The following is a 22,882-nucleotide window of genomic DNA, read 5'->3' on the forward strand; positions in this document are numbered from 1 at the left end:
AATTTAGCTAGTTTGATTTATAATAAAAATTACTAATTTTCTTGTAATTGCTTAGCTACTTACAAACAAAAGGATTAACTTTATGGATACCAAATTAGAATTTGCTCTTGCTATAAAAGAGTTAATGAAAACTAAAAGTTTAGATAAAATTTCAGTTTCTTCTATCTGTAAAAAAAGTAATTTAACCCGACAAACTTTTTATAGAAATTTTAAAGATAAATATGATTTAGTAAATTGGTATTTTCAACAACTTTGTGATAAAAGTTTTTTATTAATGGGAGTCCAACTAACTCTACATGAAGCTTTATGTGAGAAGTTTACTTTTATTGAAAATGAAAAAATATTCTTTTCTCAAGCTTTTAAAAGTGATGATTACAATAATTTAAAAAATTATGATTTTAAAATGATTTATGAATTTTATGAAAATGCTATTGTCAAACAAACGCACAAGCCTTTAAGTGAAGATATTGCTTTTTTACTAGAAATGTACTGTAAAGGATCAATCGATATGACATCAAAGTGGGCAACAGGTTATCTTTCCTTACCAAAAGAAAAAATTGTTGATCTTTTAATACAAAGTGTTCCTGAAAAATTAAAACAATATCTGCTTCAATTGAATAAAATTAAAACTTAATTACTTGAATTTTGTTATAAAACCTATAATTTAAAACTTGTTTAATTATTTTTTAGTCTTTTATTATTGTAAAAAAATCACTTTCTTGCTTTAATCTCTACTAAAAGGATTAAGATATGGAAACTAAACTCATTCGATTTGTTGAAGAAAAAGATATTGAATCTATTTTAAATATCTATAAACCTTATATCGAAAATACTTCTATAACATTTGAATGTGAAGTACCCTCTTTAGAAAACTTTAAATCAAGAGTAAATAAAATCTCATCTTTTTATCCTTATTTAGTCTGTGAAGTAGATAACAAAGTTATTGGTTATGCATATGCTGGCAAGATAAGAGAAAGAGAAGCTTATAAATGGAATGCAGAGTTATCTATTTATTTGGATAATAAATATGTAAGTTTAGGTATTGGAAAAATTTTATACATGGCTCTTATAGATATTTTAAAACTTCAAAACATTTATAATATATATGGAGTTATTACTCTTCCTAATGATAAAAGTGTTAAACTTCACAATAATTTAGGATTTAGAACACTAGGTGTATTCAAAAATACTGGCTATAAAGCTGATGCTTGGCATGATGTTATTTGGTTTGAAAAAAATATTAAACCTTATGATGATCCTCCTAATACTTTAAAAGCTATAGATCAAGTTGCAACGCCTGATATTGAATTAGTCCTTTCAAAATATAATCAAAAATTAAATAGCTAAAAATTTTAAAACTAGTTTCATTTTAACTTTATGCTTTTTATGTTAAGCTTTACTTAATTATAAATTAAGGGAACTTATGGAAATGGAAGTTAAAAATAAAATTCTTGGAATAAATGGCAGTCCTAGAAAGAATGGGAACTCTGACTTTTTACTTAATTATTTTATGGATATAGCTAACCAAAATGGTATAGAAAATAAATCTATTTATCTTCGTGACTACAATTTTTCAGGCTGTATTGGTTGTGAAAGATGCAGAAAAGATAAAATCTGTACTGGGATTAAAGATGATATGACTTCTTTTTATCCTGATATAATTTCTAGCCAAGGGTTAGTTTTAATTTCTCCTACCCACAATTACAATATTACGGCATGGATGAAAGCCTTTATTGATAGATTATATTGTTTTTATGAGTTTGAAACTCCCAGGCCTGGTAAGTGGTCTAGTTCCTTAGCTAATCAAAATAGAAAGGCTGTAATCATTGCAATTTGTGAACAAGAGAGTGAAGAAGATATGGGGTTTACTGTAGATGCTATGAAAAAACCTCTAGAAGCTCTTGGATATGAAGTTTGTTCTGTTATTAAAGTATTAAATTGCTTTAACAGGGGAAAAGTGAAAGAAGATGAAATGATTTTAAACAGAATAAAAGAATCTGCATTCAATTTTTCAACTTTACTAAAATAATACACCCCTTATTTAATAACTAGGTAAGAGGTGTACAAGAAATAAACTAGGAGTTTCAATCTACCTGTGTAAATTATTGAGTAAATAACTTACACCCTTGATATTACACTCCCTTTTTGAAATTATCTAAGTAGCTTACATGCTCAACTCTTATATCATCTGTTAACTTCCAATATACATTTTCATTTGTATGATGATATTTAAAACCACATTTTTCTTGAACCCTTTTCGATTGTATATTCCCATCAAAATAGCCACACCATAATTTTGATAAATTAAGTGTATTAAAAGCTAAGTCAATTATGGCATTTACCGCCTCAAAAGTAATTCCTTGTCCCCAATACGGAACACCAATCCAATATCCTATTTCACCTTCATCTTTTAATATATCTAAATTACTTTCACCTTGGAGCAACAATCCAATACTTCCAATAACTTTATTTTCACATTTAAGTACAATTGCAAAGGTATAAGGTTTTGATAAAACATTTTTTATTATATTTAAACTATCTTCTTCACTTTTATGAGGAGGCCACCCTGCAATAGGTCCAACCCTAGTATCTTTTGCAAAAGTGAATAAGTCTCTAGCATCACTTTCCCTCCATTCTCTTAAAATTAATCTTTTAGTTTCAATTTCCATAATATTACCTTTAATTAACTTACATCTTAAACTACTAAAAAAGCTCTAAAACCTCTTGAAGAATAATAAGATTGAGCACTATTGTGATATGTAAATACTGTATCATATCTTCTGTCACAAAATAGGGCACCTCCTAATTTCCTTATCCTATCAGGGGTCTTTACCCAACTTGATGTCTTAGTATCAAAATCTCCTAAACTTTGGAGCATTCTATATTGCTCTTCATTGAGAATTTCAACCTTCATTTTTTTTGCCATTTCTATAGCACTTGTTTTGGGTTTATTAGCCTTTCTACTTTCAATGGCTTCTCTGTCATAACACAAACTTCTTCTTCCACTTGGGCTTTCTTTTGAGCAATCAAAGAAAATATATTCATCTGAATCTTTATTGTATGAAACAACATCAGGAGAACCTTGAGTTATTTCCATATCATATAATATTATAAGTTTTTCTCTATTTTTTCTCAATTTAGATTCAACTTCTTCCCATTTAATATAAGGATGATATGATAAATTTTCATTAAACCTAGCTTTTAGCGTTTCAATTAAATTTATCAATTTGTCCTCTAAGATATAATTTTCTTGATTTTCCATTCTACCTCCAAAAGAAAAACGTACATTTATCAGCTTTTAATTTTATTATTTATTTTCTACTATATAATAAGCATCATAAGGAGAATCGAATATAAATCCTAACTTTTCAGCAAGAGCAACTGATCTTAAATCTTGAGCATCCCAACTTGGAAAAATGCCTTTTTCTAAACACTCTAAAATCAATTTAGCACCACATACTGTAGCTAAACCTTTTTCTCGATATTCCCTTTTTGTATCTATTTCAATTTCTATAGAATTATCATAAATAACATAAGAAGAAGCTCCTGAAACTATTTTGTTATCTTTTAAAATAACAAAACCAAGTCCATTTTTTTCATAATCCTCTGCACTATTAAATTGAGAACATAGATCAACTGACCAAGATTTTTTTATAATCTTTTTATAAAGATTTTTATCAATTTTACTTAAATTATATTCTTTGTCTAGAGAATTTACATATGTTGTTAATTTCTCTAAATTAAAAGATTTTATAGAAGTCTTCATTTTATAACGCTTTCGTTTAACAATTTCATCTTTAAAAAAGTTCTCTATTTCTTTAGCCCACTCTTTATTTTGTGCTATTAAAATTGGAGAAGCAAGATTTTCTAGCAAATCAGTGTTGATTTCTCCTGCAAAAAAAGAAAAATCCCCAACTACAATTTGAACAGATTGTGGCTCTTCTTCATTGTCTACTAATGCGTATCCCATATATCCTTGAAGAAAAGAATATATTAACCCATCCTTCCAATTTGAAACTATCGATGCAATTTTATTATTTGACTTTATGCCCCTCAATGGATACACCTCACTTTTAAAAATTAATCACACATTAATTTATATATTTTATTAACACTATTAATATTTCTAACTGTTACATTTTTAAAGTTCTTAGCCATTTTGATTGATAATTGAGATTTTCTTATACTCTCATGACAGAGAAGATAACAATAATTTTCTTCACAAATCATTTCATCAAGTCCTTGATAGTTTGCTAAAATTGTATTGATTTTTGATTTATCTATTTTTGAACTAAAAAAATAAACATAAAGGTGTGCAACTTTTGGTTGTGTCATCTCAAGATGTGCTATCTCTTCTTGAGAAAATGGCATATTTCTAATAATTAAATTCATTTCATCTTTACTAAGAATTACAATCTCACTTTCAAAACCGAACTCTTTTGCAAATGTTATTTTAATTTTTTCATATATTTCCATCTTTTTTAAAGATGAAGTTAATATAGCATTGCCACTTTGTAGGTATGTTTTAATATTTTCAAAGCCTTCTTTTAATAAGAACTTTTTTAAGTCATCCATTTTTATAATATGTTTTCCACCAACATTAATACCTCTAAATAATACTAAATACTGCATAAATCACATCCTTATTAAAATGAATGACCTTTTTAAAAAATAGTTTTAAATATTTAATTTTAAACTAACTACACTTTCGACATGGTGAGTGTGTGGATAAAAATCAAAAACTTTAACTTCTTCTGCTCTATAACCTATTTCTTGTAAAGCTTTTATATCTCTAGAAAGAGTCACAGGATTACAAGATATGTAAATTATTTTTTTAGCACCAAACTTTTTTATAAGTTTAGGAACGCTTTCATATAAACCTGTTCTTGGTGGATCAACTACTACTATATCAACTTTTTCTTTATTCTTTTTACCCCAGTTTTCTACTTCTCCAGTAAAGGATATAGCCTCTGGAGCATTAATTTTACTTAAGGAGAGACAGTCCCTTTGCTTTTCAACTGCAATTGTACCTTTAGGTAAAAATGCAGAAAAAGTTCCAACTCCACTGTATAGATCCATAACTGAATCACTATCTATTTTAGAGGTTACATATGTTATTAACTGACTTAATAAAATAGGATTTGATTGAAAAAACACATTAGCACTTACCATAAGTGTTCTACCATTTATTGTAATTGGCACCCTGTCTTTAGAAAAAGTTAATTTATCATTTCCCGCAAAAACTGGAACTTGGATATACTTTCCTTTAGAATTATTACTAAACATATTAATTCTTGCAGCTTTTAATATATCTCCATTTGCAATTGACTTATTTATTGAATCTACTAATAGAGGGCAACTTTCTATATCACATAATTCATTGCTATTTTTTTTCAAAAATCCAACTTTTTTATCGGACATTGAGACATGGAATCTTACTCTATTTCTATAACCTGCATCTTTATCAACTGCTGTAGGTAATATATTAATATTGGATAAATCTAATTTACCAATCCTCTTTAAATGAGAAATAACTAAGTCTTCTTTTACTTGTACTTGTTTTTCATATTTTAAATGCTGGAGGTTACAACCTCCGCATTCAAAATAATGTGGACAAAAAGGAGAAACTCGGTCCTCTGAAGCACTTATAATTTCAACTATCTTAGCTTTAGCATAACTTGATGTCTCTTTATATATTTCAATTGATACAACTTCATCAATAACTGCCCCATCAACAAACACTGTCTTTCCATTAGGTAAATGAGAAACTCCTTCACCACCTTGTGCAATACTCTTAATTGTTACTTGCATTAACAAAGTCCTCAACATAGGATGCAACAATATCTATACTGCTTTGCCAAAACTCTTCACTTTCTATATCACAATCTAAAAGAGCTGCAACATTTTTAGCACTATCCTTTCCTGTTTGCTCAAGCATTTTCCTATACCTTGGAGCAAAATCATCACCAAGTTTCTGTTTTTGTGCAAAAACACCTAGAGCAAATAATTGACCAAAAGCATAAGGATAATTATAGAAAGAGAAATCACTACTATAATAATGACCTTTAACAGCCCACATATATGGATGATATTCACTTAGAGTTCCATAAGTTTTCTTTTGAGAGGCAACCATAATATCACAAAGTTCTTCACTACTTAATTCACTCTCTTTTCTCTTTTCAAAGACTTCTCTTTCAAAATAGAATCTGCATAAAATATCAACACAAACTTGAGTTGTATCTTGTAAAAAGGTTTCAATTAATGAAATTTTTTCAACCTCACTTGCTTTTTCAAGAGCACCTTGAAGCACAATAGTTTCACTAAAAATTGAAGCTGTTTCTGCTAATGTCATTGGATAAGTTCTAAGTAAATGAGACTTAGGAAGTACTACACTATCATGAAAGGCATGACCTAATTCATGAGCTAAAGTTGACAATCCGTTATATGAATAGTCAAAATTACATAAAATTCTTGAAACTCCTGCATCTGGGAAGCCAATATCGTAAGCTCCACCAATTTTATTTTTTCTAGGTTCTGCATCTATCCAATTATTTTCAAAAGCTTTCTTAGCGAAATCACCCATTTCTTTAGAGAATCCATAGAACTTATCTAAGATAAAAGCTTTTGCTTCTTCAAATTCATACCTTGTTACATCATCAATAACTGGTGCAAAAAGATCATAAAAAGCTAAATGATCTAAATTTAACATTTCTGCTTTTTTATTTAAATATTTTCTAAATAAAGGAAGATTTTTTTCTATAGTGGAGATTAAAGCATTTATTATCTTTTCATCAATTCTTGATTGAGTTAAACTTCTCTTTAATGGTTCATAACTATGTAAATCATCGAGAGTAATAGTAGAACCTTTAACTCCATTTAAAGCTGCTGCAAATGCTATTTCATTATTTTTCAATAATTCAACTTCACTATCAAAGGCTTTTTTTCTAACCTTTCTATCTTTATCAAAAGCCATGTTTCTCAACTCTGTAACAGTCTTCTTTTCACCATCAAAATCAATAACGGAACGACTTATTAAAGCCTCTTGTAATCTTGAAAAAGCCTCAGTTCCACTTCTATTTAAATTCGCTGCTACAGCTTCAACTTCCTCACTCTTCAAGTGATTTTGTTTTTCTAATAATTCATGAATAACAAAAGAATAATCACTTAATTCATTGTCTATTGCATTTAAAACAGCACTCTTATTTTCAGCTAAATAATTTACAACAATAACCTCAAGGTTATTAACATCTAAGCTTAATTTGGATACTCTATTTAAGGCATACATATAATCACTATTATTTGTTTCAACAGAAAGTAAAGCATATGTATAAGCATCTAAGGTTTCATAAGTATCTAATACCTTCTCCCAGGTTTTAATAACTTCTTCAAGTGCAGATCCATCTTTTATCAAGGCCTTAACCCTTGTACAGTTCTCTCTACAAGAATTAATAGCTGAATTAAAATCTTCACCATCACAACTTGTATATATTTCTTCTAAATTCCAATGTGGTAAGCTCATTTACCGCCTCCATGAATAAATTCTTTTAAAGTATATATAATTCTTTATCAGATAAGAATTTGTTTAAATTACAAATCTCTATATTAGCTCACAATTAATATAATTCTTTATTATATAAGGAATTACAACCACTTATTACTGTAATTATAATACCGTCATTTTCACCCTAGGTCAACCAAATAAAAAGACACCCCTATAAAAGGAGTATCCTGTTAAAATTTTTACTTTTCCTTTTTGTTAATTACTTTTTACTCTATAATAACCGATTTATTTCCTATTACAAGGGTATTAAGAGGGTTATTATTTTCAAAAGAGGTAAGATTATCAATAAAAATTGTAGATCCATTACTTGATACTATAGCTGCATCAAGTGCTTCATTATTGACAAAAGAAGAATTTACAATTTTGGCAAAACTATTTTCATAAACATAAAGAGCTCCTCCCTCTGTGTTTGCTCTATTATTTGAGAAAGAACAATTTTCTAAATATACAGAAGAAAAAATATCTGTAGTATTTGGCCAAGATTTATCTATCAAATCAAAATCCGTCTCATTGAAAACTTGTTGGGATGCTCTATCTATTACATAAATAGCACCACCTGCACTACCCGATTTATTATCTGAAAAATCACAGTTGTAGAAAGAAGCCATAGAACCATAATCCGTAAATGCAGATCCACCTTTATATTTAGCTTCGTTGGAAATAAATTCACAATCAATGTAAATTGCATTAGTTCCAGATCTATCTAAGACAGAACCCCCATACTGAGCACTATTTTCAATAAAACTACAATTATTAAATGTTGGATTTCCACCGTGATATGTATATACTGCTCCACCTTCTTGTGCATAATTTTCTATAAATATAACATTATTAATTTCAATATCAAAACCTAAGGTTGGTTCATAAGTTGGAATGACTCTATTCCCTGCTAAATAGTTTAAAATGGCTCCACCTTTATTATCATAAACTTCACCATCAACACCATCAGCGTATCCACCTGTTATAATTAGTCCATCAAGTTTAACGTTATCATTTGCAATAAATACATGGTATGAATTATCTTCTTTAGTTGTTTTATCTCCAATTTCACCACTTATTATTGTTTGATTGTTTACATAATCTCGTTGTTTTAAAGATGATTCATCACCATTAAACCCACCATAGATATTTACTCCTGATTGTAAGATTATTGAATCATCTCTATAACTGCCTGTAAGATATTCTCCTTTGGCTACCCAAATATCAACTTCAGTATCTGTTTTTAAATAAATAGCATTTGCTACATTTATAGCATTTTGTAAAGATGTATATGCATTAGCCCAACTACTTCCATCATTATCTCCAACAGCCTTATAATTGACATACAAAAGATATGAAATAGTTTCAACATCACTAGGATTTACTGGATTTGATAAATCCATTTCTGTTGGTTCTTCTGAACCTTCAAAGGAATTTAAATATTTAATTATTTGCTTATAATCTGCTTCAGTTCTTCCCTTTATAGCATCTGACCTAAACCCAATTTGGCCACCATCACTAGAAGCTGTTTTTGCTACAGAGTTATCCTTCAAATTAAAATTATTCTTTTCTGCATCAATAAACATAGGATCAACATCTAAAACACCTTCTCCTTGGTATCCTCCCTCAACAATACTATAAGTAATTTTAGGATTACATTCATTGAAATTATAAACACTTATTTTATCCTGAGCACAATGATTATTCCAAATAATAGAAGAAGTTACTATTGGGTCATTATAAGGTCCAGTTCCTTGGTATAAAGCAGCCCCTGCTTCACTTGCTGTATTGTTATAAAAAGTACTATTTGAAATTACTGGATTTGATACTCCATCATTTGCGATAGCAGCACCAGACTGAGCAAAATTATTTATAAATAAACAATTTTCAAATAAAGGACTGCAGCCAAAGTCATTATATATTGCTCCACCTTTACCATTGGAACATTCATTGCTATCAAAAATACAATCTATAAAAATAGCTTTAGATCTCATATCAATAGCTACTCCACCGCCTCTTCCTTCAGCTATATTATTTCTTATAGTTGTGTTTATAAAAGTTGGTAAATCACCATCTTCACTATTTCCCATTATATAAACGCCTGCACCTTTACCACTTTCATTATCTTCAATAATACAATTTTTAATGATAGGTGAGACTTTCCAAATAATTATACCGTTTCCGCTATTTGAAGAAGAAGCATCTCCACTCATAACAGCGTCTGGAGTTAAATGACCAACTGATTTATTGCTTTCTACCTCTTGTGTCATTGGTAGATTGCCATTCGTGGCTAGAGAACCTTCTAATTTTTGAGAAAAATAACCATTTGAGATAGTAAAACCATCTAATATATTATTTGCAGCAATAATAACTTTTATACTATTATCAGTTTTTAAACCTTTTACTCCGATATCGCCAGATAAAATTGTTTTATTATTTTGCCAATCACGTTGATCTTTTGATATTTCATTACCTAAAAAACCTCCATAAAGATCAACATCATCTACCATAGTAAAACTAATAGAGCGATCCTTACCTTCTGTCGGATAATAAATTCCTTCAGCTACCCAAATTTCAGTATCTGCTTTAGCTACAGATAGTGCCTTTTGTAATGAATTATAAGCATTTTCCCAACTTGTCCCATCATTTAAGCCCTTTGCATCACTATCAACATAAATAACATTACTATCTGAGGAGATAGTTTCTGTAATTGAACAAGATATAGTTAATGCTAATAAGAGAGGTAAACAAAGTAATAAAACCTTTTTATTTATCTTTTTCATTTCAAATCCTTTATAGATCTTTTTTATTAAGTAATTTAATTATATTACAAAAAGGTGTAAAAAAGATTAAGAAATTAACAATTACAAAATATTACACGTATTTCATAAAAACGACAAAATCTCATAAAAATAAAAAAGGATACCTCTAAGAGATATCCTAAAATTGTTGTTAGTAATTCAATTTATTTTAGTTTTTATAAGCTTTTCCTAATTCATCAGCAGCTAAAATAGCAGCATAAACATCGTTAGGTGTAACTTTAAAAGGCATATTATGAATTGTTTCACCTTCTGCACAAGCTAAAGTTGCAACTTTCATAATATCTTCTTCTTTAACTTCTTTGATACCTAGTTGTTCAAGTGTTGTAGGAAGGCCAACACTGTCACAGAAAGAATATACTTCTTTAAGTTCTTCTTCACTTGCGTTTTCAAGAATTAATTGAGCTACAGTACCAAATGCAACTTTTTCACCATGATACATGTGATGAGTTTCTTCGATAGCAGTAAAACCATTGTGAATTGCGTGAGCTGCTGCAATACCACCTGATTCAAAACCAACTCCAGAAAGGAAAGTGTTTGCTTCAATTACATTTTCTACAGCTTTTGTACAAACTTTGTTATCAGCAGCAAGTTTAGCTTTATATCCATCAGCAATTAAGGTTTCGTAACATAATTTAGCTAGAGCGATTGAAGCTAATGAGTCTGTTCCACCTAAACAGTTAATTGCATTAGATGCATTACAAGCTCTTGCTTCAAAATATGTTGCTAGAGCATCACCCATACCAGCAACTATTAATCTAGAAGGAGCTTTAGCTACTATTGCTGTATCCATTAATACCATATTTGGGTTTTCACTTAAGAATAAATATTCTTCAAAAACACCATCTTCAGTATATATAACAGATAATGCGGAACAAGGTGCATCACTACTTGCAATAGTTGGACAAATTACTACTGGTAATTTAGCATAATAAGCTGCAGCTTTTGCAGTATCTAGAGCTTTACCACCACCGATACCAACAATCACGTTAGCGCCTACTTTTTGAGCTTCGCTTTTTACTCTTTCTATTTCGACTTTAGAACATTCTCCATTGAAATATAAGAAGTTGATTTTGGTTGTATCACCATCTTTGATTCCGTCTTCTATTATGTTACCAATTCTCTTTTTACCACTTTCAGTAATTAAAATTAGTAAATTATCACCTAAATTTTTTGTAAATGTTGTTAGGTCGTTTAAAGCATTCTTTTGTTGAACATATCTGCTTGGTCCACCAATAATTGTTGCCATGATTTTATCTCCAATAAATATATTTTTATCTATAAAAAAATATAACAAAAAATAAAATAAATAAAAAGCATTTTGACAAAAAAATAATATTAATATCAAAATTTAATAAAACAATCAAATTTGTATTACATATTTTTGATATCAGTCAATCTTTTTTTATCGCATTATATCATTATATACATTATTTCCTTGAATTGTTAGTAAAAAAAAATAATAATAATATAATATAATTTTAATTATATCAAATAAAGAAATAAGGATAATAAATGCATTATTACAATGAAGCTTGTATGAATCATCCCTCTATAATTTTATTAATTGATGTAGAAAGTGGAAATATAATAGCAGCAAATAAAAGAGCAGAATCTACTTATCAATATAAAATAGATGAATTGTGTACAATGAAAATATCCGAGTTAAACGTACTTCAAAATAATCATATAAAAAAAGAGATGGCAAATGCAAATAACAGGCTTCGTCACTTTTTCCATTTTCCTCATAAAACTGCCAATGGTGAAATTCTAAATATGGAAGTTGAAAGTCATCCTACCACAATCGATAACAAACCTTGCCTACTCTCTATAATTAATCATGGAAATATCCAAAACATATTTCCTTACTCTAATATTAAAAATATTCAAAACATAAATAAAGCAGCAATTATTTTAGATCATGAAAATAGAATAATAAAAGTTAACAAATTTTTTGAATCTTTTTTTAAAATTAGATTAATTGACATAATCGGAAAAAATTATCAAGATATCTTAAAAGATATTCCTAAAGACAATTTTATGCCTTTTCAAAAGGAATTAAATAATGGGAAATCAAGTAAAATATCTTTTACTACTTTAGTAAAGAATAAGCCTCATAAATTAAGCTTAAATGGATATCCTTCTTTCTTTAAAAATAATTATTTTGGAACTTTGTTAGTAATTGACTTAACAAAAGAAGATGATTGCTGTCAAGAATTAGAGCAAAAAGTTTTTGATTTAGAAAAATCTAATTTACAAAAAGAAGATTTTTTAGCAAGGATGTCTCATGATATGAGAACACCTATGAATGCAATTCTAAGTTTCGCAAATTTTGGTTTAGACGAAATAAAAGACCCTAAGGCTTTAAAATATTTTTCACAAATTAAAGATAGTAGTGATTATCTGCTCTCTTTAATCAATGATATCCTTGATATGCAAAAATTGGAAAGCGGAAAAATATATCTTCAAGAGGTAGTAACTTATACTCCAAAAATAGCTAATAAAATAAAAACAATAATTAAACCACGAGCTGCCCAAAAAGGTATTGATCTCAAATTTAAACTTCGTTGTGAAAACTTATATTCTTATATAAAAGCAGATGAAAGACGTATTGAACAAATACTTATTAATATCTTAAATAATGCAATTAAATATACTCCCAAAGGAGGATGCGTTGTTTGGACAGATACCTTTGAAAAATTACCAAACGGTAAAATCAAAGTTTCTCACATAATATCAGATAATGGGGTGGGAATGAGTGAAGATTTTCAAAAAAGAATGTTCACTCCCTTTTCAACCGAAATAAATGAACTCTCAAACATAGAAGGTGGAACAGGCCTAGGGTTAGCTATTACTAAAAATCTTGTTGAAGCTATGGGTGGTAAAATTTCATGTAAATCTAAATTAAATGTTGGTACTACTTTCTTTATTGATTTATTTTTAAATCAAGCTCCTACTAATGAAGTTGAACAATTTCTAAAGAAAAACGATACAGAACTGACGAAACATATTTTAAAAGGGAAAAAAATATTATTATGCGAAGATGTTGAGATTAATTGCATAATAGTAAAGAAACTTTTAGATGTTTATAAGTGTGAGGTAGATGTAGCTAAAAATGGAAAAGAAGGCATCGCATTAGCAAACAAAAACAAATATGCATTGATTTTAATGGATATAAGAATGCCTGTGATGAATGGATTAGAAGCAACTATTGAAATTAGAAAAAATGATAAAACAACACCAATTATTGCTCTTTCTGCTAATGCTTATCCTAAAGATATAGAAAAATCTTTAAATGTTGGGATGAATGCTCATCTAGCAAAACCTATTATTAGAGAACAACTTTACTCTATACTTACTGAACTATTAAACTAATTTCATAATTTAATTTATAACTTCTATAACAAAGAAGGCCATTATAGCCTTCTTCTCTTTTATTTTACCTTCTTATATTCTTCAATATTATATTCACTTATTTTATTTAATAGTGTTCTTCGACTTATTCCTAACTCTTTTGAGGCTTTTGTTTTATTACCTGCCCATCTGTGCAATGATTCAATAATTTTTTCTTTCTCAACTTCTTTTAGTGATTTTACTTCAAGCGACGATTTTGTAGGAGTACTTGGTTGATTTATTGCCATTCCTACAGTATCTTCAATCGAAATATCATCTTCATGTATCAAGACATCATCACAAAATAAAATAGCTCTTTCTATGACATTTTCTAACTCTCTAACATTACCGTAATACTGCCCTTGTTTTAATTTCTCAAGCGCGTTAGGAGTAAAACCTTCTAATCTTTCATTACCCATTTCTCTCTTTAGTCTTTTTAATATACCAGCAGCTAATAAAGGTATATCCTCTCGTCTTTCACGAAGAGGAGGTAATTTAATTCTAAGTACATTTAATCTAAAATATAAATCTTCTCTAAAAGTTCCTTCATTTACCATTTTTTCAAGATTTTTATTTGTTGCAGCAATAATTCTTACATTGATGTCTCTTTTTTGAGTATCACCAAGTCTTTGAACTTGTCTATCATTTATTACAGTTAATAATTTAACTTGTAAATCTAATGGTAGATCACCTAGCTCATCAAGGAAAAGAGTTCCTCCATTGGCAACTTCAAAAAGCCCTATTTTTCTATTAACAGCTCCTGTAAAGGCTCCTTTTTCATGACCGAATAATTCGCTTTCGATTAAAGAAGCTGGAACTCCTCCAATATTTATTGACTGAAATGGACCTTCTTCGCCAAAACTTTGCCTATGAATTTCTTTAGCAACAACACCTTTTCCTGTTCCACTTTCTCCAGTAATTAAAACATTGGATCTTGTTTTTGCACATCTTGCAATGGTCTTTTTTATATCTAACATCTGTGGAGATTGCCCAATAAATGAAGAATTTTCAAATGTTGGATTTTCTACTAAATATTTAACTTTATTAGCTTCGACCATTTTTTGAATTTTTTCAACTAACTCTTCAGGATTAAAAGGTTTAACTATATAATCTGCAGCTCCACCTTTTAAAGCAGAAACAGCATCAGAGATTTCTCCATGAGCACTTACCATAATTACAGGGATATCAAAACCTTCTTCTCTCATCCATCTAATTAACTCAAGACCATCCATCCCTGGCATTTTTAAATCAACAATCATAGCATCAAAGGTATCTGAAAAAAGTAGCCTTTGAGCTACTAATCCATTTTCAGCTAATTCACTATCTATATCATATACACTAAAAAATTGACTTAGCGATGTTCTTATATTTATCTCATCATCAACTATTAATACTCTCATCAACGACTCCTGTGAGAATGAATTTGAGAAGTTGGTAGTATTACTTGAGCAACAGTGCCACCACCTTCTCTCGGATATAAATTAAGGCTTCCGCCTCTAGCTGTAACAAATTGACGGGTAATTGATAAACCTATCCCACTTCCTGTAGTCTTAGTTGTAAAAAAGGGATCATAAATCTTATCTTTAACACCTTCAGGAAGGCCATCTCCTCTATCTTTTACCTCAATTTCAACTGTTCTAGCTTTATTTCCTTTTTTTATTATAACCTCAACTTCGGGGTTTTTTCCACTCTCTATAGCATTTTTTATTAAATTTTCAAAGACACTTCTAGCCCTCAATTTGTCCATTTTAACATAAAAAGAAGAATATGAATATAATGCTATTTTACTCGGAAATTTAGAAATAATATCTTGAATAAATTCAACTAATTCAAATTCACTTGGAATCCCTTCAGGGTTATGCAAAAATTCACTAACCTTATCAGTTAATATTTTTATCCTATCAACTTCAGATTGTATTACTTCAAGATTTGACTTATATGAAGGATTAACTTTTACCCTTAAAATTGCTAATTGAATATTAATAGAACTTAGTGGATTTTTGATTTCATGCGTCAATGTTCTTGCAGCTTGGCCTAAATTAACTAGATTCCTTTGACTCTCTAATTTAATCCTATATTTTCTATTATTTTTATATATCCTAACTATGAAGAAAAACAAAAGGGTTATCACAAAAAGAGCAATGAACAACATTACTTTTAGGCGATTTTGCATAGCCCTATATGAAGTTCCATCCAAAATTATGTATAATACATCAGGGAAACTCACTGTAGGAGCTTTAAAATCAGAAAGTTTAACTAAATTAGGATCAATTACATCCCATAAAACTGTTAGTCTATTTATAAATCTAATATATTCTATAGTATCATTATCATAATTATAAGTAGCGGTTCCTCCAGTTGTTTTGGATCCCCAGGTACTAAAATTATCTATTATTTTTTTTGATAAAATTGTAGGAACATCACCAAGAGAAAGAACCTGTTTACCTGTATATGAATAAACACCAACTCCTAATATACCTTTACTTTGTAATTCATCATTTGCTTTAACTGGATCATCTTTTATGTAATAAAAAATACTATTAAAAGATTGTTCAGCTTCCATTTGTAATCGCAAATCTTCTCTATCTTTTAAAGCATTGTATAAAAATAAAACAAATATAATTATTAAAAAGTAAGATATAACAAGTCCACTTATAACAAATAAGTGTTCTTTACCATTCACTATTGAATTGTTGTATTTCTTCATATATTTTCCCAGTATAAATATTATTCGTAATTTAAAGCTTCAATAGGATCTAATTTGGAAGCACTCATCGCTGGATACCAACCAAAGAAAATTCCAACAAGCATACTAAAGCCTACTGCAACTATAAAGGATTTATATGAAAGTGATAAAGTCCACCCCGCTATGTTTGTAACCACTAAGCTTATAAAACTCCCAAATATTATACCTAAAAAACCGCCAATAAGTGTTAAAGTTACGGCTTCAACTATAAATTGTCCTCTAATTACAGAAGGAGAAGCTCCCAAAGCTTTTCTTATCCCTATTTCTTTTGTCCTTTCAGCAACTGAAACTAGCATTATATTCATAATACCGATACCTCCTACTAGAAGGGAAATTCCAGCTATAGCTGCCAAGAATAAACTCAAAGTCGCTGTAACTTCATTTGCCATCTTAGTTATCATTGCAGGAGAAAAACTTTGATAACTATCATTTCCAACGGAAGTATCTAAGAAGTTGTTAATCTGATCACTAACTTCAATAGTATCATAACTTTTATTTGTTTTAACAACATAGCTAGATACAACATCAGTGTTTACAAGTTTATTTGAAAAAGTATTAAAAGGAATAAAAACAGAATTATCAAAACTCATAGTATATGATTGTTCTTTTTCTTTTAAAACACCAACAACTTGAAAGCTTTTTATTACACCTGAAGATAATACAAAACTAACATTCTTTCCTATTGGATTTTCATTTTCAAATAATGTTGTCGCTATACCATTTCCAAGTACAACGACTTCTCTTGAGTTAATATTCTGTTGAAGAGTATAAGCACTTCCTTTATCAAATTCAAGTTTCTGAATAGTAAAATATGATGATTCTGTACCCATTATTTGAGCACCTGCACTTTTTTTATTTGCTCTAATTGAAGCAGAACTAACCATTTGGGGGATAACTTGATCAATTCCTTCAACACTATTTTTTAAAGTTTGAGCAAATTGACTTGTAAAAATATCTTCTGTTCTTTCATTTGCTTGGGTCCAAATTGTTATAATATCTGTGCCACCGGAATCTAAACTTTTTGTAATATTTGCAGAAGCACTGTCCCCAAGATTTAAAATAGCTACAACAGCACCAACTCCGATTATTATACCTAATAGAGAAAGGGCTGTCCTCATTTTACTGCTTTTCATTGCAGATAATGCTAATTTTATATTTTCCCAAAACATAAGCTATTCCTCTATCTTTCCATCTCTTAAATGGATTTGTCTATGACAACGATTCCCTAAATCCCTATCATGAGTAACAAAGACTACAGTTCTACCTTCTGCATTTAATTCTTCAAAAAGTTCCATTATTTGATTTCCTGTTTTAGAATCTAAAGCTCCTGTTGGTTCATCCGCTAATAAAATAGTAGGATTACTTACTATAGCTCGAGCTATGGCAACTCTTTGTTTTTGGCCTCCTGATAACTCATTTGGTTTATGATATATCCTGTCACTCAAGCCAACCTTTTCTAGAGCTTCCATCGCTCTTTTTTTTCGCTCTTTAGGTTTAATTCCTGCATATAACAATGGAGTTTCTACATTCTTAAGTGCACTTTCCTTTCCTAATAAGTTAAATTGTTGAAATACAAAGCCAACTTTTTTATTTCTAATATAAGCTAGTTCAGTTTCATTTAAACCTGCTGTATTTTCTCCATCAATATAAATATCACCAGTTGTAGCAGTATCCAAACAACCAATTAAATTCATCATTGTTGACTTACCACTTCCAGAGGGCCCCATTATTGCAGTAAATTCTCCTCTTTCTATATCAAGTGAAACACCATCGAGAGCTTTAACAAAAAAATCACCAACAAGATAATATCTTTTTACATTCTCAAGATGTATTACATTACTAGTCATTAATTATCACTCCCTTTCATTTCATTGGCCAATTCTTCTTGGAAAGTAAGAGTATTTTTAATAACAAGAGTATCTCCAGGAGCAATATCACCTGATAAGACTTGACATTTACCTTCACCTAGATACTTAATTTTTACGACTATATCTTTTAGACTTCCATCTTCCATTTTCTTAGTTACAATCGAATCATTCCCACTTTGTTTGACTGCTGCTTGATCTATAATAGTTCTTTTAATTTCTTCATCCCCTATTATAGTTCCATGGAAAGTAAACCCAGTTCTAAGGCCTTCTGGTGGATTATCAATAGTAATTTCAACATCCATAACACCAAAACCTTGAGCGTTATACCTACCTAACATTGGTATTTTAGTAACAACAGCTTCAGCTGTAACTCCAGGAAGAGAATCAAAATTTAACTCAGCTATTTGACCAACTTTAATATTATTAATATCCATTTCATCTATTTCAACAACAGATTTGAATTTACTAAGATCGGCAATAATCATTTTTCCAGCATCTCCAACAGTATTGTAATCTCCAGTTTCCCACCCTTGATAAGCAACAACTCCATCAAAGTTTGCTATAGCTTTCGTATACTCTAAATTATTCTCTGCGTTTGCCAATTGTAATTCAAGAAGTTTTACATCATTTGGATTTCCACTTAATTTAGCTGCTTCAATATCACTTTTAAGTTTTGCAATTATATATTGTTGATTAGTATCATCAACAGTTGCTAGTATATCACCTTTTTTTACCTCATCACCTTCTTCAAAATTTACAGAAGTTATAGCACCACTAGTTCTTAATACTACATCTTGTAAATCATAAGCACTTAAAGATCCACTTATATTTACTACTGGGTTTGTAACTTCTTCAGTTACTAAGGACTCAGTATAAGACTCTTCAATAGGAGTACCAACCGTTACTGCCTGCCAAGGGAGTCTTTGATTTGATTGATAAAAAGAATATAAATAAGAACTTCCAACGATTAAAGCAATTATAATAAGCCAAATTAATATTTTTTTACGTCTTTTTTTTCTTAATTTCTTTTTAATTTCAAGCCTAATTTGGGATTCTGTATCAGCTACAGTCTTTTTTTGTTTTTCCACAACTTCATCATCTTTATATATTTCAGCCATCTAAATATCCCCCTATAGCATCATTTTTTCTATATCTAGTTCAATAGATAAGCCATCTAATAATAAAATTAATTTATCGTAATTTAATTGTTCTATTTCAAAAACTAAATCATCAATCTCACTCTGTGAAACAAGGCCCAAATCAAACATCTGCATTTGAAGTAATAAATTTTCGTTTTTAAATTTAATATTATCATTTAATTGCTTATATTGTGCTTGCCAATTAGTTATTTGTGATTTTAAATTTAATGTAGTAAGAGATTGATTTTGTATAGCAGAGTTTAAATCAAGCTGAGATGAAACTAATTCATTCTCATTTAATTTATTTTTAATAAGATCTCTATCTGTTGTAGTATCATTAATCCATTTCCCTCCAAAAGAAAAAGATGGGGAAAGAGAAGAATCAGATAAATCAATAGATAATGTAGGATTTACGCTTATAGAAAAATTATCGGTATTATATGAGGCACTAGCTGTTATATCTAAATTATCATCCACATAATTTGTTGCAGCAGTAGAGCCAAGCTTCAAATAGCTTTGAGTTTTCTCTCTTTCTACTTGATCTATAGTTTCCTGTTTTAATTTAACTTTCAATTGAGCTATTTGGACACTCAAGCTTTCACTATTATCAGTATCTAAATTAAGAACAGGCTCCCTAATTATATCTACTGTATCATAATCGACACCTGTATAATCTTTAAAATTTTGGAGAATAGATTCATGTTGAATTTTAAGGTTATCTAAAGAATCCTTATAAGTATTTAACACAAGATTATACTGTTTATATAATAGAGAATCTTCAGTAATTCGATTTAAAGTCAAACTATCATTAATAAGTTTCTCTTGATCTTTTATTTTCTTTTCTACATCTCTCTGAGATTTTTCATTATTTATAATATTTGAAACCATATTATAAAGATTTTTTTTAAAATTAATAAGTCCTGTTTCATAAGCTTGAGTAGCTATTAAACTAGTAATTTGATTATTTAAGGTTTTATAATTATTTGTATAATCACCGATTAAAAAATTATGAGAAACTGATAGGCTTCCTACATAATCTAAATCATCTGATTTATAAATTCCACCATTTACTACAATAGAGGTTGTATTACTTACTTGAGTGGGAGAAGTTGGAGTGTAGGAACCCGGTATTTCTATGCTTAGTAAACCATAATCTCCTCCCTTTATAATATATTCATCAGATTCAGGTATTTCTACATCTGTTGAAACGCCAACTTTAGTTTTCTCTTCTAATTCACTACTTTCAATATTTAGCATTGTATAGTTTTTATTTAACTCAAGAGTAGTAATTTGAGGACTTTTCTCTATTGCTTGATTTACTAAATTCTCAAGCGAAACAGCACTTAAATAAATATTGTTACTCAAGAAAATTAAACAAAATATTAATAATTTTTTTTTCTTCATTTGTTTCACCAAGATATATTCTTGAACTCCTCTTTATATTAGTTTTATCGGGATAGTTGATAGACCACTATCAACTTTTAAACATTGACCACTAACTTGTTCACTTTCAATAAAATACTTAATTGCTTTTATAATTTGATTAACTTTTGTTATATTAAAAGGTAATAGCTTGTCTACCTTATCAAAATATGAAGTTTCCCAACTTTTTGCTAAAGTAAATCCAGGAGCTACTTCATTTATCCTTAGTGTAGGGGCTAATTCTCCTGAAAGCAATTTACTTTGATATGATAGAGATTCCTTACTTAAATAATATGGAACTCTATTCTTTGTAGGCATATTAATTTGTGCATCACTTATATTTATTACAGCTCCCCTTTTATTACATTTCTTTAAATGATTATACAATTCAATTGTTAATAGTAAAGGAAAAATTGAATGTAAATTATAATACTGTTCTAAAATATCTTTATTCAAATTTTTAGTATCGATTTTTGTGAAAACTGAAGAGGCATTAATTAAAATATCGATAGAACCATAAAGAGAGAGGGCTTTTTTAAAAAAGAGCTTAGGATCTACTCTATTGAAATCAGCTTGAATTAATTTACAATTATCCTCACCAATCTCTTTCAATAAAGATTTTGCGTCCTCTTCACTTTTGTTATAGTGAATTATTAGCTGATAATCCTTAGATAAAGCAAGAGATATTTCTCTCGCTAAAAAGGTAGCTCCACCTGTTATTAATATTTTCTTCTTATCAATCATTTTCACTCTTTCTCTTATTATAAAATTTCAAATCGGTTAGATGGTTAATTACACAACTAATTAACCATACAAATTTTCTTAAGAAGTGTCAATTAGTTATAAAATAAATATAATTTGTAACTAATTAATATTAATAATACTGAAAAAATCACAATTTGACCATCTTTAGTTATATAGAATAAATTAGTATATGGATAATTAATAAATATATAACAGAGATAACTTATATTAATCTTGAAAAAATAAAGCTTTTAGCCTAATCTTTGTTCGCTATGATAAAAAAAGAAATTACTGATGAAATATTAATTAAACACCTTAATACAATAGATGATGATTCTAGAGAAGTTTTCCTACTTGAGGATAACAACTTTAGAGCTACTATAATAAGCACAACCCACTTATTAAACCAAATGAGAGCTAATCACGAAACTGGGGTTGTAGAATCCTTAGTACTCGGCCAAGCTTATATCGCTAACGCCTTACTTTCTGCAACTGTTAAGGGCAATGATAGAGTCCAATTAACTGTTGAATGTGGTGGACCAATTGGCGGAATTTATACAGAAGCTTGGGCTTGTGGTGCTGTTAGAGGTTATTTAAAATACAATCCGATTGAATTAAAAGAACCTCTAACAAGTTTTGATACAAGTTCTCTATATGGTCCGGGTTTTTTAACTGTTACTAAATTAATTGAAGGTAATAAATCTCCTTTTAGCGGACAAGTTATGCTTGAAAGTGGAAATTTAGCTCAAGATTTAGCTACTTATTTCATTGAAAGCGAACAAACTCCTTCCCTTTTCAACCTATCAATTGATTTTGATAAGGATGGAAGAATAATGGGAGCAGGTGGTTTATTTATTCAAGCTCTCCCAGGTTGCAGTGATGAAGCTTTAATTAAAATGGAAGAAAAAACTAAAGCCCTTCCTTCTTTAGGCAAAAATATGACAAAAAACACTAGTCCTAAAGAATATATTATGGCTAATTTCCCTACAGCTACTCACTTATCTCACGAAGGTGTAGGTTTTTCTTGTCCTTGCAATAAAGATAACTTCGCCAAACATTTAATGGGATTACCAAAAAATGACAAAGACTCTATATTAAAAGAGGGGCCATTCCCTCTAACCTTGTCCTGTTTAAATTGTAATAGTCACTATAGTTTTAGCAAGGATGAAATAAGTCAATTATTTAAATAATTTATTTGCAACAGAAATAGC

At 29.2% G+C, this 22,882-nt stretch carries 20 protein-coding genes; 5 read left to right on the forward strand and 15 right to left on the reverse strand.

What is annotated here, in order from left to right; all coding sequences use genetic code 11:
- Nucleotides 1-82: 82 nt before the first annotated feature.
- From ACZ5SO_RS10235 to ACZ5SO_RS10245, 3 genes are all read left to right on the forward strand, one after another.
- Nucleotides 83-634 carry a TetR/AcrR family transcriptional regulator C-terminal domain-containing protein gene (locus ACZ5SO_RS10235; RefSeq protein ID WP_464624423.1) on the forward strand — a complete coding sequence of 184 codons (552 nt, stop codon included), beginning with the start codon at nucleotides 83-85 and terminating at the stop codon, nucleotides 632-634.
- Nucleotides 635-750: 116 nt separating this feature from the next.
- Nucleotides 751-1,347, forward strand: a complete 597-nt coding sequence (locus ACZ5SO_RS10240) for an N-acetyltransferase family protein (RefSeq protein ID WP_464624425.1) — start codon at nucleotides 751-753, stop codon at nucleotides 1,345-1,347.
- Between the two features lie 76 nt (nucleotides 1,348-1,423).
- Entirely contained in the window at nucleotides 1,424-2,029 is a 606-nt protein-coding gene (locus ACZ5SO_RS10245) for a flavodoxin family protein (protein ID WP_464624426.1), read from the forward strand.
- A gap of 103 nt (nucleotides 2,030-2,132) precedes the next feature.
- Here ACZ5SO_RS10245 and ACZ5SO_RS10250 read toward each other — a convergent pair whose 3' ends face one another.
- The 8 genes from ACZ5SO_RS10250 to ACZ5SO_RS10285 all read right to left on the reverse strand — a co-directional run bounded on the left by ACZ5SO_RS10250 (nucleotide 2,133) and on the right by ACZ5SO_RS10285 (nucleotide 11,608).
- Nucleotides 2,133-2,669: a GNAT family N-acetyltransferase gene (locus tag ACZ5SO_RS10250; RefSeq protein ID WP_464624427.1), complete on the reverse strand. Its 537-nt coding sequence runs from the start codon at nucleotides 2,667-2,669 to the stop codon at nucleotides 2,133-2,135.
- Nucleotides 2,670-2,695: 26 nt separating this feature from the next.
- Nucleotides 2,696-3,262: a DUF4256 domain-containing protein gene (locus ACZ5SO_RS10255; RefSeq protein ID WP_464624428.1), complete on the reverse strand. Its 567-nt coding sequence runs from the start codon at nucleotides 3,260-3,262 to the stop codon at nucleotides 2,696-2,698.
- A gap of 45 nt (nucleotides 3,263-3,307) precedes the next feature.
- Nucleotides 3,308-4,057 carry a GNAT family N-acetyltransferase gene (locus ACZ5SO_RS10260; protein ID WP_464624429.1) on the reverse strand — a complete coding sequence of 250 codons (750 nt, stop codon included), beginning with the start codon at nucleotides 4,055-4,057 and terminating at the stop codon, nucleotides 3,308-3,310.
- A 23-nt stretch (nucleotides 4,058-4,080) separates the two neighbouring features.
- Nucleotides 4,081-4,632 (reverse strand): DUF1697 domain-containing protein, encoded by a 552-nt coding sequence (locus tag ACZ5SO_RS10265; RefSeq protein WP_464624431.1) that lies wholly within the window; start codon nucleotides 4,630-4,632, stop codon nucleotides 4,081-4,083.
- A gap of 45 nt (nucleotides 4,633-4,677) precedes the next feature.
- On the reverse strand, nucleotides 4,678-5,811 hold the full coding sequence (locus tag ACZ5SO_RS10270; protein WP_464624432.1) for a class I SAM-dependent RNA methyltransferase: 1,134 nt from the start codon (nucleotides 5,809-5,811) through the stop codon (nucleotides 4,678-4,680).
- Nucleotides 5,795-7,519: a M3 family oligoendopeptidase gene (locus ACZ5SO_RS10275; protein ID WP_464624433.1), complete on the reverse strand. Its 1,725-nt coding sequence runs from the start codon at nucleotides 7,517-7,519 to the stop codon at nucleotides 5,795-5,797. The genes ACZ5SO_RS10270 and ACZ5SO_RS10275 overlap by 17 nt, the downstream gene beginning before the upstream one ends.
- A 248-nt stretch (nucleotides 7,520-7,767) precedes the next feature.
- Nucleotides 7,768-10,323 carry a right-handed parallel beta-helix repeat-containing protein gene (locus ACZ5SO_RS10280; RefSeq protein ID WP_464624434.1) on the reverse strand — a complete coding sequence of 852 codons (2,556 nt, stop codon included), beginning with the start codon at nucleotides 10,321-10,323 and terminating at the stop codon, nucleotides 7,768-7,770.
- 187 nt (nucleotides 10,324-10,510) lie between these two features.
- Complete coding sequence (locus tag ACZ5SO_RS10285) at nucleotides 10,511-11,608, reverse strand: glycerol dehydrogenase (protein WP_464624435.1); 1,098 nt, start codon at nucleotides 11,606-11,608, stop codon at nucleotides 10,511-10,513.
- A gap of 266 nt (nucleotides 11,609-11,874) precedes the next feature.
- Between ACZ5SO_RS10285 and ACZ5SO_RS10290 the strand changes: the two genes are divergently transcribed.
- Entirely contained in the window at nucleotides 11,875-13,734 is a 1,860-nt protein-coding gene (locus ACZ5SO_RS10290) for an ATP-binding response regulator (protein WP_464624436.1), read from the forward strand.
- 59 nt (nucleotides 13,735-13,793) lie between these two features.
- On the opposite strand, the gene ACZ5SO_RS10295 is transcribed toward ACZ5SO_RS10290, so the two are convergent.
- From ACZ5SO_RS10295 to ACZ5SO_RS10325, 7 genes are read right to left on the reverse strand one after another with little or no spacing between them, the layout of a single operon-like run.
- The gene (locus ACZ5SO_RS10295) at nucleotides 13,794-15,152 is read right to left on the reverse strand and encodes a sigma-54-dependent transcriptional regulator (RefSeq protein WP_464624437.1); all 1,359 of its coding nucleotides are present in this window, start codon (nucleotides 15,150-15,152) and stop codon (nucleotides 13,794-13,796) included.
- Entirely contained in the window at nucleotides 15,152-16,459 is a 1,308-nt protein-coding gene (locus ACZ5SO_RS10300; RefSeq protein ID WP_464624439.1) for a sensor histidine kinase, read from the reverse strand. The genes ACZ5SO_RS10295 and ACZ5SO_RS10300 overlap by 1 nt, the downstream gene beginning before the upstream one ends.
- A 20-nt stretch (nucleotides 16,460-16,479) precedes the next feature.
- Nucleotides 16,480-17,667 carry an ABC transporter permease gene (locus ACZ5SO_RS10305; RefSeq protein WP_464624440.1) on the reverse strand — a complete coding sequence of 396 codons (1,188 nt, stop codon included), beginning with the start codon at nucleotides 17,665-17,667 and terminating at the stop codon, nucleotides 16,480-16,482.
- Nucleotides 17,668-17,670: 3 nt separating this feature from the next.
- A complete protein-coding gene (locus tag ACZ5SO_RS10310) occupies nucleotides 17,671-18,345 on the reverse strand; it encodes an ABC transporter ATP-binding protein (RefSeq protein WP_464624442.1) in 675 nt (224 codons plus the stop codon).
- A complete protein-coding gene (locus ACZ5SO_RS10315; RefSeq protein WP_464624444.1) occupies nucleotides 18,345-19,484 on the reverse strand; it encodes an efflux RND transporter periplasmic adaptor subunit in 1,140 nt (379 codons plus the stop codon). The genes ACZ5SO_RS10310 and ACZ5SO_RS10315 overlap by 1 nt, the downstream gene beginning before the upstream one ends.
- A 12-nt stretch (nucleotides 19,485-19,496) precedes the next feature.
- Nucleotides 19,497-20,909, reverse strand: a complete 1,413-nt coding sequence (locus tag ACZ5SO_RS10320; RefSeq protein WP_464624445.1) for a hypothetical protein — start codon at nucleotides 20,907-20,909, stop codon at nucleotides 19,497-19,499.
- A 33-nt stretch (nucleotides 20,910-20,942) separates the two neighbouring features.
- Nucleotides 20,943-21,671 carry an SDR family NAD(P)-dependent oxidoreductase gene (locus tag ACZ5SO_RS10325; protein ID WP_464624447.1) on the reverse strand — a complete coding sequence of 243 codons (729 nt, stop codon included), beginning with the start codon at nucleotides 21,669-21,671 and terminating at the stop codon, nucleotides 20,943-20,945.
- Nucleotides 21,672-21,943: 272 nt separating this feature from the next.
- Here ACZ5SO_RS10325 and ACZ5SO_RS10330 point away from each other — a divergent pair, with 272 nt between their 5' ends.
- The gene (locus tag ACZ5SO_RS10330) at nucleotides 21,944-22,861 is read left to right on the forward strand and encodes an Hsp33 family molecular chaperone HslO (RefSeq protein WP_464624448.1); all 918 of its coding nucleotides are present in this window, start codon (nucleotides 21,944-21,946) and stop codon (nucleotides 22,859-22,861) included.
- The last annotated feature ends 21 nt before the right edge of the window (nucleotides 22,862-22,882 follow it).

The organism is Pleomorphochaeta naphthae, assembly GCF_055396005.1.

Coding starts and splice junctions, on each gene's coding strand:
- ACZ5SO_RS10270 (WP_464624432.1), bottom strand. CDS start 5,811: ATGCAAGTAACAATTAAGAGTATTGCACAAGGTGGTGAAGGAGTTTCT.
- ACZ5SO_RS10285 (WP_464624435.1), bottom strand. CDS start 11,608: ATGGCAACAATTATTGGTGGACCAAGCAGATATGTTCAACAAAAGAAT.
- ACZ5SO_RS10275 (WP_464624433.1), bottom strand. CDS start 7,519: ATGAGCTTACCACATTGGAATTTAGAAGAAATATATACAAGTTGTGAT.
- ACZ5SO_RS10295 (WP_464624437.1), bottom strand. CDS start 15,152: ATGAGAGTATTAATAGTTGATGATGAGATAAATATAAGAACATCGCTA.
- ACZ5SO_RS10250 (WP_464624427.1), bottom strand. CDS start 2,669: ATGGAAATTGAAACTAAAAGATTAATTTTAAGAGAATGGAGGGAAAGT.
- ACZ5SO_RS10310 (WP_464624442.1), bottom strand. CDS start 18,345: ATGACTAGTAATGTAATACATCTTGAGAATGTAAAAAGATATTATCTT.
- ACZ5SO_RS10315 (WP_464624444.1), bottom strand. CDS start 19,484: ATGGCTGAAATATATAAAGATGATGAAGTTGTGGAAAAACAAAAAAAG.
- ACZ5SO_RS10320 (WP_464624445.1), bottom strand. CDS start 20,909: ATGAAGAAAAAAAAATTATTAATATTTTGTTTAATTTTCTTGAGTAAC.
- ACZ5SO_RS10290 (WP_464624436.1), top strand. CDS start 11,875: ATGCATTATTACAATGAAGCTTGTATGAATCATCCCTCTATAATTTTA.
- ACZ5SO_RS10240 (WP_464624425.1), top strand. CDS start 751: ATGGAAACTAAACTCATTCGATTTGTTGAAGAAAAAGATATTGAATCT.
- ACZ5SO_RS10255 (WP_464624428.1), bottom strand. CDS start 3,262: ATGGAAAATCAAGAAAATTATATCTTAGAGGACAAATTGATAAATTTA.
- ACZ5SO_RS10330 (WP_464624448.1), top strand. CDS start 21,944: ATGATAAAAAAAGAAATTACTGATGAAATATTAATTAAACACCTTAAT.
- ACZ5SO_RS10305 (WP_464624440.1), bottom strand. CDS start 17,667: ATGTTTTGGGAAAATATAAAATTAGCATTATCTGCAATGAAAAGCAGT.
- ACZ5SO_RS10300 (WP_464624439.1), bottom strand. CDS start 16,459: ATGAAGAAATACAACAATTCAATAGTGAATGGTAAAGAACACTTATTT.
- ACZ5SO_RS10280 (WP_464624434.1), bottom strand. CDS start 10,323: ATGAAAAAGATAAATAAAAAGGTTTTATTACTTTGTTTACCTCTCTTA.
- ACZ5SO_RS10265 (WP_464624431.1), bottom strand. CDS start 4,632: ATGCAGTATTTAGTATTATTTAGAGGTATTAATGTTGGTGGAAAACAT.
- ACZ5SO_RS10325 (WP_464624447.1), bottom strand. CDS start 21,671: ATGATTGATAAGAAGAAAATATTAATAACAGGTGGAGCTACCTTTTTA.
- ACZ5SO_RS10245 (WP_464624426.1), top strand. CDS start 1,424: ATGGAAATGGAAGTTAAAAATAAAATTCTTGGAATAAATGGCAGTCCT.
- ACZ5SO_RS10235 (WP_464624423.1), top strand. CDS start 83: ATGGATACCAAATTAGAATTTGCTCTTGCTATAAAAGAGTTAATGAAA.